The 9,519-nt window shown below is 49.2% G+C and carries 7 protein-coding genes; 3 read left to right on the plus strand and 4 right to left on the minus strand.

What is annotated here, in order from left to right; genetic code table 11:
* Positions 1-127: 127 nt before the first annotated feature.
* Both V7051_RS20710 and V7051_RS20715 read left to right on the plus strand, forming a co-directional pair.
* Positions 128-1,651, plus strand: a complete 1,524-nt coding sequence (locus V7051_RS20710; RefSeq protein ID WP_333878252.1) for a sensor histidine kinase — start codon at positions 128-130, stop codon at positions 1,649-1,651.
* Positions 1,638-3,002: a sigma-54-dependent transcriptional regulator gene (locus tag V7051_RS20715; protein ID WP_333878253.1), complete on the plus strand. Its 1,365-nt coding sequence runs from the start codon at positions 1,638-1,640 to the stop codon at positions 3,000-3,002. Before V7051_RS20710 ends, V7051_RS20715 begins: the two co-directional genes overlap by 14 nt.
* Before the next feature lie 230 nt (positions 3,003-3,232).
* Here the strand turns inward: V7051_RS20715 and V7051_RS20720 are convergent, their stop codons facing one another.
* The 4 genes from V7051_RS20720 to V7051_RS20735 all read right to left on the minus strand — a co-directional run bounded on the left by V7051_RS20720 (position 3,233) and on the right by V7051_RS20735 (position 7,611).
* A complete protein-coding gene (locus tag V7051_RS20720; RefSeq protein WP_333878254.1) occupies positions 3,233-3,589 on the minus strand; it encodes a hypothetical protein in 357 nt (118 codons plus the stop codon).
* 252 nt (positions 3,590-3,841) lie between these two features.
* Entirely contained in the window at positions 3,842-6,139 is a 2,298-nt protein-coding gene (locus V7051_RS20725; protein ID WP_333878255.1) for an FUSC family protein, read from the minus strand.
* Positions 6,136-7,323, minus strand: a complete 1,188-nt coding sequence (locus tag V7051_RS20730) for an HlyD family efflux transporter periplasmic adaptor subunit (RefSeq protein WP_333878256.1) — start codon at positions 7,321-7,323, stop codon at positions 6,136-6,138. Before V7051_RS20730 ends, V7051_RS20725 begins: the two co-directional genes overlap by 4 nt.
* An 18-nt stretch (positions 7,324-7,341) precedes the next feature.
* Positions 7,342-7,611 (minus strand): YtcA family lipoprotein, encoded by a 270-nt coding sequence (locus tag V7051_RS20735; RefSeq protein ID WP_334181173.1) that lies wholly within the window; start codon positions 7,609-7,611, stop codon positions 7,342-7,344.
* A gap of 291 nt (positions 7,612-7,902) precedes the next feature.
* Between V7051_RS20735 and V7051_RS20740 the strand changes: the two genes are divergently transcribed.
* Complete coding sequence (locus V7051_RS20740) at positions 7,903-9,414, plus strand: TolC family protein (protein WP_333878258.1); 1,512 nt, start codon at positions 7,903-7,905, stop codon at positions 9,412-9,414.
* The last annotated feature ends 105 nt before the right edge of the window (positions 9,415-9,519 follow it).

Consider the following 9,519-nt stretch of genomic DNA (forward strand, 5'->3'; position numbering starts at 1 on the left):
GATCTAGCTCAGTACTTTGATTTTTTTAGGAAAAAACTCTTGCTATAAGATGATAAGCTCTGCAAAAGTAACTATTTGCTGATGTTTTAAAGTGCTTGTTGCAATTGTATGTGTTGCGATAGACTGCATGGATGCTGCAAATTACAACACATTAGATTTCATGCGTATTTCCACTAAACTCACGTTATCCTTAACGTCCATTGGCTTATTGATATTTATCAGCTATGGGTTCTACCATCTTTCGATTGAGCAAAAGGATTTAACCCGGAATATCAGTCTACAAACAAGATTGCTGGGTAAAAGTCTGCAAATTGCCATTGAAAATGCCATGCGAGACAAGCAGTTGGCCGATATTACAGAACTGCTGAAAGGACTTGAACAAATTGAACCGGAACTGAATGTTCGGATTTACGATCAGCAAGGTAAGGCTTTTCCTGATGCTATCGGCACTTTTTACCCGAGCGAGTTTCAGGAAAGGCTGCATATCGCTTTGAAAGACGATGAAGACGATCAGTTTTTTTATCCTGAGAAAAATCCCGAATACATTACTCTGCTTCTACCGTTACAGAATATACAGGGAGAAAGCCTTGGCGTTCTGGTGTTTGTGCGTACTCTGCACGAAATGCGCCGCGATCTTGATATTACTCGGCGTAACCTGGCAATTTCCACTCTTGCTTTTATTTTGATTACAGTACCGCTTTGCACATTAATTTGTTTAATTTATATCGGTCGGCCCTTGCAACGGCTGACTGAAGGCATGAAACAAATACGGGATGGGAATTTCTCCACGCTACCGCTTATAAATCACCAAGATGAAATTGGCGCACTGTTGAAGACGTTCAATACCATGGCCTCGGAATTGGCCAGCGCCCGACAAAAGCTTAAAGAGGAAGCTCAGTCTCGCCGCCATGTCCAGACCGCCCTTCAAGAAGCGGATAAACTGATTACCATCGGACAGTTGTCGGCGGGACTTGCGCATGAAATAGGCTCTCCGTTACAGATATTAAAAGGCCGCTCTGAGCATCTAGTGTTGTGTGCCGACCAACCTGAGGAAGTCATTCGCCATGCACGAATATTGGCTTCCCAAACCGACCGCATTACCCGTATCGTCCAACAACTGCTGGATTTTACGCGACGGCACCCGCCACATTTCACCCACATTAATCTATCTGAACCCGTAAATGCAGTGCTAGATTTATTGGGATACGAAGCGCATAAAAAACAGGTCGAACTTATTTATGAAGCATCGAAAGAGCTACCGCTAATTTATGCCGACGGCGACGGTATCCAACAAATTGTCTTGAACTTAATTACCAATGCCTTATCCGCAACCGGCAAGGGAGGGCGAGTTTTTGTTGCTGCCGAACCCTATCAACTTAGCATTGGGCCGACTCATAACGAAGCTGTCGACGTGGTACAACTCACTGTTCGGGATAACGGCTGTGGCATGTCTCCAGAAATACTAGAACACCTGTTTGATCCGTTTTTTACTACCCGTCATGCACAAGGTGGAGTCGGACTTGGACTTGCAGTCGCGCACAGTATTGTCACTGCACATCACGGCACTATCAAAGCCGAAAGTGCGCCAGGGTTAGGCAGTACCATCACCCTCATTTTGCCCGTGGAGAAACCCAATCATGGCGTTGACTAATCAAGCAATGCAAAAAAGTAAGCGCTTGCTGGTCATTGATGACGATAGCGACATTGTCGAGTATTTGACAGAAATGCTTAACACCAACGGTTATAAAGTAAGCGGTGAAACCGATCCACAACATGCATTAGAGCTATTGGAAGCTGAGTATTTTGATTTGGTAATCAGCGATGTGGAAATGCCCGGTATGCGCGGTCTGGATTTGATGTCGGCCATTCATGCACGCAAGCCAGGACAGTTGATTCTATTGATCACCGCCTTCGGCAGTATCGACCTGGGTGTGCGCAGCTTACAGGCAGGGGCCTGTGGTTTTCTAACCAAACCGTTTTCCTTAAACGATTTAACTTCCGCCATTGATCGCGCCTTTAGAGATCGGGAAATGCACAGAGAGATTGTGCGTGTTACCACGGACGATCAAGATTTCATCCCTTGCGGATTGGTTGCGGAAAGTCCAAAAATGCAAAGAATCCTGCAACTTGCCAGTCGGGCGGCTCAAATCAATTCACCGGTACTACTGACGGGTGAAAGCGGCGTCGGCAAGGGCGCTTTAGCTCGTTTTATTCATGAGCATAGCCCGTGTGCTAAAGGCCCATTTCTACAAATAAACTGTGCCGCATTGCCGTTTGCTTTAGTAGAAAGCGAGTTGTTTGGGGTGCGTAAAGGCGCTTACACCGATGCCCGTGAACATCGTCCCGGGCTGTTTGTTGAAGCGGACGGCGGGACTCTGTTTCTGGATGAAATTGCGGAAATGCCATTGGCCATTCAGCCAAAACTGCTACAAGCACTGGAAACAGGCAAGGTAAGACCGGTAGGAGCCGGGAGCGAAATAGCTACCAATGTTCGCATTATCGCCGCCACCAACCAACCCATCGAAAAAGCCCTACAAAACGGTTCGATGCGCCCAGACCTTTACTATCGGCTTAATGTGATTCGGTTGGACATTCCGCCCTTAAGAGAACGCCTGCCCGATCTGGATCATTTAGTAGATCATTTATTGCAAAATGCCCAAACAAAGTTGCAAAGACAAATTCACGGCATATCTGCTGAAGCCATGCGCTGGATACGGGCGTATTCTTGGCCTGGAAATGTCCGCGAATTGTCTAATACACTGGAAAGGGCAGTGGCTTTGACTGAACATGACACTGTTCTGCTAGAAGACTTGGCTCAAGCAACCCAGCTACCCATTAAAGATAATTTTCTTGGGAACGCCACAATTCAGTCAATGACTTTGGCCGAATTGGAAATCGCCTATATCCGCCGTGTTTTGGAAATAACTCAGGACAACAAAGTTCAAGCGGCTAAAATTTTGGGCATTGACCGAGGCACGCTTTATCGGAAATTGGGCGATTAAACTTAAGGAATGTTTTAAAATGCCCCTTAACTATTCCTGCTTATTCAATCGCAGTTTTTAATAATTATTCAACAGGACTTCAGATCGCTTGATAGACAGCATGGGTAAAGATTCCTCGACTTCGTCTTGGGGGTACCAGGGAATTGTCTTATGGCAAGCTATAGCACTTGTGGCGGCTAAACGGATACGAGACGTTTGTGTTCAAGGACAGCACAGCAAAAGCCACAAAATTAACTACGCATTAATCGATCTTTTATATATTTTGCTGTCAGATAGCCCAGAACCGCCCCCCATATCATCATAAACATTCCGTGTAATATTATTTCTAAATTAAACCTATTGGGGTGTGAATAGTAATCATAGATGTAATCTGTTGCTACAATACAAGCTGTTATATACACAGCTGTTTTAAACTTAAGCGCATGCGCATAAAAAAAACTAACGCCTAGTAAAATAAATCCTATCAAAAACCTTAGAGCTGCATGGATTGACCAATGAAGATCGAGTATAGGGGTTTTTAATAGCGCTACATTCAAAAAATAGAGTAAAACAATACCTACAATAAAAGAAAAAACTAGTGTTTTCATAACATTACCTCTATACATGCAATCATGCATGTTCATTGTAACTAATTGCTTTAAAATAAGGGAACCTCGAAATACCCCTCATTCATTCCTTTTCTCGACCCTACCTTATGGGGAAATGGCGCAGCAATGGCTATTTCTACCCGACTTTTTGCCATGCTTATACTATCTTTATCATCTAAGGCGCGAGGAAAAAAAATCAATGATTAACCTTGTGATGATATTCATCGGTGAAATTAACTTGCTTCCCCGTGTTTATTTGTCCGCCTTTTGAACGACCATTAAATTAATAGTCGTGCCAGCTTTCAGGCGATATGCAACACAATCTGCAGCCTTTTTTTGGATATGCTCTACCAGCTCCATGATTTGCTGATCCAGCATAAACCGCAGTTCCCATTCCATTGCCAAGTCTGCAGGCAAGCTATCGATGCGATGGTGTTGTGTGTAGCTTTGTTTCAGCAGCGCATGGATGTCGGCAACCTCAGTCAGCGTTTCCCGTTGCTGGCCTTGCAGCACTAGCGCCGCATTCTCCAGAGCGCTTGTCAGCGCCGCATCGAAAGTTCGGCTATGTTGTTGCAATTCATCAGGAAAACTGCTGAATTGTTGACCGCTGAGCAACCGATAGCGTCGCCGAATCTGTAGCAAACCGGACAAGTTGCCGGCGGTTTCAATAAGCGTACGTAGCGCCGTTCTTTCGTTGGCTTTGTAAGTCAATCGTGCATCCGGTTCCAGTACCGCGTGAATCACCAAATCCTGTGCAGCCGCCAGATCTTTTTCTGCCGACAAGCGCAACGGCAATGTATGCTTGAGCATCAGGCTTAGGTCCGGCAGACGGGCTGTGAGCTTGGCAAGTGTGTGCAATGCCGTTGCGCTATGGTGACGAGCAAGCACAATCGAACGCCGCGGCCATAGCGCGTAGTCGAGTATTCCCATCACGATGATGCCCAGCAGAATGCCGCTAACCCGATCGCGCGGCAGGTAGAGATCGGTGACCGGGCCGAAATCTTGTAAAACGAACAGCGCGAACGAAAATCCGATCTGCCTGCCCATATAGGCGATACGTTCGCTACCGGCGGTAATCCAGGCGGCAATGGCCCATATCGGTGCCGTTGCCAGCGCAAAACCGGCAATGGTGTCGAGCTGGGACTGGAATACCAGTACATAAAAATAAGCGCAGAGCCCACCCAGGATCGCGCCCGACAAACGCAATATCGATAGCCGGTAATCGGCGCCGAGACTGGTTTGAGCAGCGACCAAACAGGTGGGTATCGCGGTATTGATGCCCGGCCAGCCCAGGCTTTCCACGATCAGCGTGCAGAGTATGGCGCCTAGGGAAAATTTAATCCCAAACTGTAGACTGTCGGCATGAGTCTCCCAGAATTCGTAGCCAAACCACGCTGGAAACCAATCATCTGCTTCGTTACTGTCAGTTTCGGCCTCCAGGGTTTTAATTTCAGGCGCTGGTACCGGCTTATGCAAGCTATGCATCAAGCCGTCGATATGCTGGAGCGCCCGCCACATAGCCGTTAATAGCGAAGGGTTGGTTTGCAGCGAATAACTGTGCAGCACGTCATCGGACAACAGCCTTTCTATCTGCCCGGAAACATCGCGCGATTCTTCCACGCCTTGCCGTAGCGTTGCACAGGCACTTTGCAATGCCAGGTAGACATCCAGTTTTTTCTGATCCATCGGTTGAGCGCGATACTCTGCGGTCAACACCTGATCCAACCAGATAGCAAGCTCACGCAAACCGTCGATTTCAAGCAGCAGGGCAAGATAAGTATCATGTTGCCTATGTATGGAGGGATGTATCAGTTCCGCGTTTGACAGCAACCCCAGTATTTTGCCGAAGCTGCCGGCACTGGAAAATTTCGAGATTACCCGCTTATGAATATTCACGCCGCTGTCGGCTAAGCGCGCACTAAAAATGTATTCCACTGCCGATAGTTGTCCCGCGATACTCGCCTTCAGCTGAATGAGCGGGTCTTGCGGTTTGATGGTCAGGTGCACCACCGTCCATGAGCCAATAGCGAGTACGCCAATAATCGGAATATTCCACAAGGCGTTGTAAATAGCGTGATCGGGAGTGCTTGGGCTATACAGTACCGCCACCGAATACCATAAGGCGATGCCGGTAGGCCATGCAATCAGACGGGCATGAAACAGGGCGACAGCCATGATTATAAAAGACAAGGGCAGCAACAACCAGGCATCATTGCCGGCTAACATAAGCGTAAACACCGACACCAAGGTGGTGACGATAATATACCCTAGTTGACGTAGCCCGAACGCCAGCGATTGGCCGGCATTCGCATAGGCGTCGTAACTCAAGCATATCAGAAGCGCGATCGCCCCTAGTGGCGGCACGTGCAGGGTTTGGCTGACCAGGGCAATGGTTAGCGCAACGACGAACAAGCGCAATGCAGCTATCCGTCGTCCAGGAAAATCTTTGAACTCAACCTTAAGGAATTGTGCCAGGCTGGTTCCAAACCAAAGTTTGCTTTGCCTTTTGTGCAGAACCGAAGTGTGCTGCTGCGTGTCATCGTTATTCATTGCGGAATCTGGGCTTTGCCGGCTCCCTTCTCACCGTGTGGAGAAACTTCCGGAATGTCGGCTGGGCGATCCAGAACGGTGACAAAGGCGGTCATGCCCATGCGTAGCGGATGCTCGGGATCGCGTTCGTGTATCTCGACTCGCACCGGGAAACGGGATGCCAGGATGACCCAGTTTAAGGTGCGCTGAACCTCCGGCAGAACTCCTTGCTGCTTGGTATTATCGGGATAATTGGCCCAACCGATGCCGGTCACCACCCCCCGGTAGCGTTTTCCCGGATAACCGATCAAGAATATTTCGGCTTCTTGACCGGGGCGAATGGATTGCAGATAAGTTTCTTTGAAGTTGGCGACGGCATACCAATGGCGGTCGTCGACCAGGGCGAACATTTGCGTTCCGGCCCTGGCGTATTCGCCTTCGCGTGTGTTCAGGTTGGTGACGTAGGCATCGAAAGGCGCCCGCACCGAACAGTATTCCACGTCCAGCTCGGCCGCGGCAACGACTGCTCTGGCCGCTTCGATGCGGGCATTAACGTTGCCGACCTGGGCGATCAACGATACCGCGCGGCGGCTATCGCTTTTAGCTTCGTCTATCGCACTACGAGCCGAAAGTTCCTTGGCCCGCGCATCTGCCAGCGCAGCGCGTGAGGCCGCGTACCGGGATTGGGCTTGCTTGAGTTGGTCTGTGGTGACGTATTGTTTCTCCGCCAATGGTTCAAGGCGTTCCAAATAGCTATGCAGATACTCATCTTCAGCCTCAATTCTGTGCACTTCAGCGTCGGCGGCGACACGCTGGTGTTCCAGCCGCTCGATGGCCAGTTCGGCTGAACCGCTGGTGGCACGCCTTGAATCTACCTCTTTTTCGGCCACCAGCAATTCCGCCTTGGCCTGGGCCAGTTTGGCCTGGTAGGGACGCGGATCAATCACATACAGTAAATCGCCTTGCTTGACGTACTGATTGTCTTCAACGTGCAATTCCACGATGCGGCCGTTCACTTCAGGCGCGATGCCGACAATGTTGGCGCGCACCATCGCATCGTTGGTGCGGGGATGCTGATAGTTTATGCGCCATACCAGGGTTCCGGCTATCAGTGCACCTAGCACGATTAACGTTCCGATGAAACGTCCCAGCAGTATGCGGCGGTCAAGATTTATAGCGTGATTATCAGTATGACTGTTTTCCATAATGGACGGTACCAGTGTTTACGTCGAGTAAAATAACAACCAGATAACAAAGGTGCACAAAGCCCACAGGCTTGGCACAATTAATAGCGGAGGCCCCAGATACGGCGCCAGCCTGAGTCTTACTAATTGCCACATCAGTACCATGCTTACCGCCAATCCGGCAAGAATACAGATAATCCAGGCAGGCCAGAACGACCCCTGAATGCTCAGCATCGGGTCGCAAGCCGTCAACAAAAATGCAAAAATAACCGGAAAAGCCGGTTTTCGTAATCTCGTCATGAAAATCATAATTTGCGCCTGAGCGAAAGAACTGAACTTAAATAATTTTCGTAAGGCCATTGGATTTATTTATAGGCGGTATTTTTTAATATTGATCAGGTCATTAAGAAATAAATCTATTTAGTTGAAAAAACTAGAGGTATTAATTAAAGTGTATCTGCCTCAGATTCTGGTATTTGAATCTCCTATTGTCAACTACCGCATTCAAGTTTCCGAAAATGGAGACATTCCACAACAAAATTGACCATTGAATAAGGTATTTTAAATTTGCGAGAGTTGAGGCGCTGCAAGTGCGATAACTTGCTAACATTGTTGCTATGTTTGCCGAGAGGTGCCAGCAGTTTGGCGATACCGGCAGCGATGGCGTTGACAGCCTGCATGCCGCAGTTTGATCGACCTTATGCGGCGGCTCCGGCCGACCATGCCGTTTATTGGCATGATTACCAGACCACAACCGGTACGCAGCAGCCCGCCATATCCGGACGTTCGCTCGAAGATAGCTTGATCGATACCAAGCTAACCTACGACCTGCCTACGCTGGTCGATCTTGCTTTGCATACTAATCCGGAAACCAGGGTTAGCTGGGAGGAGGCGAAAGTCGCAGCCGTTCGGCTCGAAAGGAATCGTAGCCTCTGGTATCCGACTCTGACGGCTATGGCGTTCGGGCAATATTTCAAAACTAGCCTCCCCATTCCAGGAAGCGCATTGGTAAGCAATGGTTACTCCTCTTTGGGCAGCTTGGATTTGGCATGGACATTGTTCGATTTCGGACGCAGGGAGGCCTTGGTCGATGCCGGCGCACAGCGCTTGAGCGCCGCTAATTTTGCCTTCAACCGCAAACATCAGGAAATTGCCTATCGGGTTGCAACCGGTTTTTTTGTCTATCAAGCTGCTCTGGCCAAGGTAACGGCGGCACAGCAAACATTCGAGTCCGCAGCGGCCGGCTCTGCTTCGGTTCAGGCGAAACTCGATAAAGGTCTGGCAACACGCCCCGATTTGTTGTTGGCGATTCAGGAGCAGGCGAAAGCCAGCTATGACCTCCAGGATGCACGCAGCTCGGTGATTCAGGCGCATGCCGATCTTACTGCGAGCTTGGGCATTTCGCCTTCTTATTCTCTGCAACTGATAGACTTAAGCAAGCTGCCTTTACCTGCAGGGCTGGTACAGTCGGTCGAAAAAATTGTCGATCAGGCATTGGAGCAGCGCCCCGACCTGATGGCGCGCCTTGCGGAGTTACGCGCACGCGAAGCCGAAGTAAAGAAGGCCAGGGCCGAATTCTGGCCCAAGTTTTCGTTGGGAGGCAGGCTTGGTAATCAATACTGGGGAAATGTACATACAAATCCACCCGGTAATGAGAGTTATTCGGCGAGTAATGGGGTCGGTACAGCAATGCTGACTATGGAGTGGACCTTGTTCGATGGCTTTGAGCGCAGCAATGCCGTGCATGAAGCAGAGGCCAGGAAAGAGGCTTCCAGGGCTCAGTTTGAGGTGTTACGTCTGGAAGTCACGCGCGATATCTGGAAAGCCTATGCCGATACCAAAACCGCGTTGGAAAAACGCGAGTTTGCATTAGCCTTGTTGAAAGCTGCCGAAGAATCTTATGCCGCAACGCAAGAGTCTTATACCCACGGCTTTTCCACGGTGATAGAGCTGCTGTCCGCACAAAAGGATTTGGCTCATGCCCGTTATACTGAAATCGACAGCCGAACCACCTTGCTACGATCAGCCGCAACCTTGGTTTATGCTTCCGGAGGGCAGAGCAGGGGAGATCTGAATTCGGATAGCGAAGCGTTTGGCCGCAGCACTCCATAGCTGAGTGGGGTATGCTGCGCGTTGGTATATAGGTGGAAAACGGCTTTCAATAGACATCTTTCCTAAATACAGTGATAGCGCAAGTTAACAAGAGCCGCCACTAAA

The sequence above is a fragment of the Methylobacter sp. genome (assembly GCF_036845245.1).
GTDB lineage: Bacteria > Pseudomonadota > Gammaproteobacteria > Methylococcales > Methylomonadaceae > Methylobacter_A.

Coding starts and splice junctions, on each gene's coding strand:
- V7051_RS20735 (WP_334181173.1), bottom strand. CDS start 7,611: ATGATTTTCATGACGAGATTACGAAAACCGGCTTTTCCGGTTATTTTT.
- V7051_RS20730 (WP_333878256.1), bottom strand. CDS start 7,323: ATGGAAAACAGTCATACTGATAATCACGCTATAAATCTTGACCGCCGC.
- V7051_RS20725 (WP_333878255.1), bottom strand. CDS start 6,139: ATGAATAACGATGACACGCAGCAGCACACTTCGGTTCTGCACAAAAGG.
- V7051_RS20720 (WP_333878254.1), bottom strand. CDS start 3,589: ATGAAAACACTAGTTTTTTCTTTTATTGTAGGTATTGTTTTACTCTAT.
- V7051_RS20715 (WP_333878253.1), top strand. CDS start 1,638: ATGGCGTTGACTAATCAAGCAATGCAAAAAAGTAAGCGCTTGCTGGTC.
- V7051_RS20710 (WP_333878252.1), top strand. CDS start 128: ATGGATGCTGCAAATTACAACACATTAGATTTCATGCGTATTTCCACT.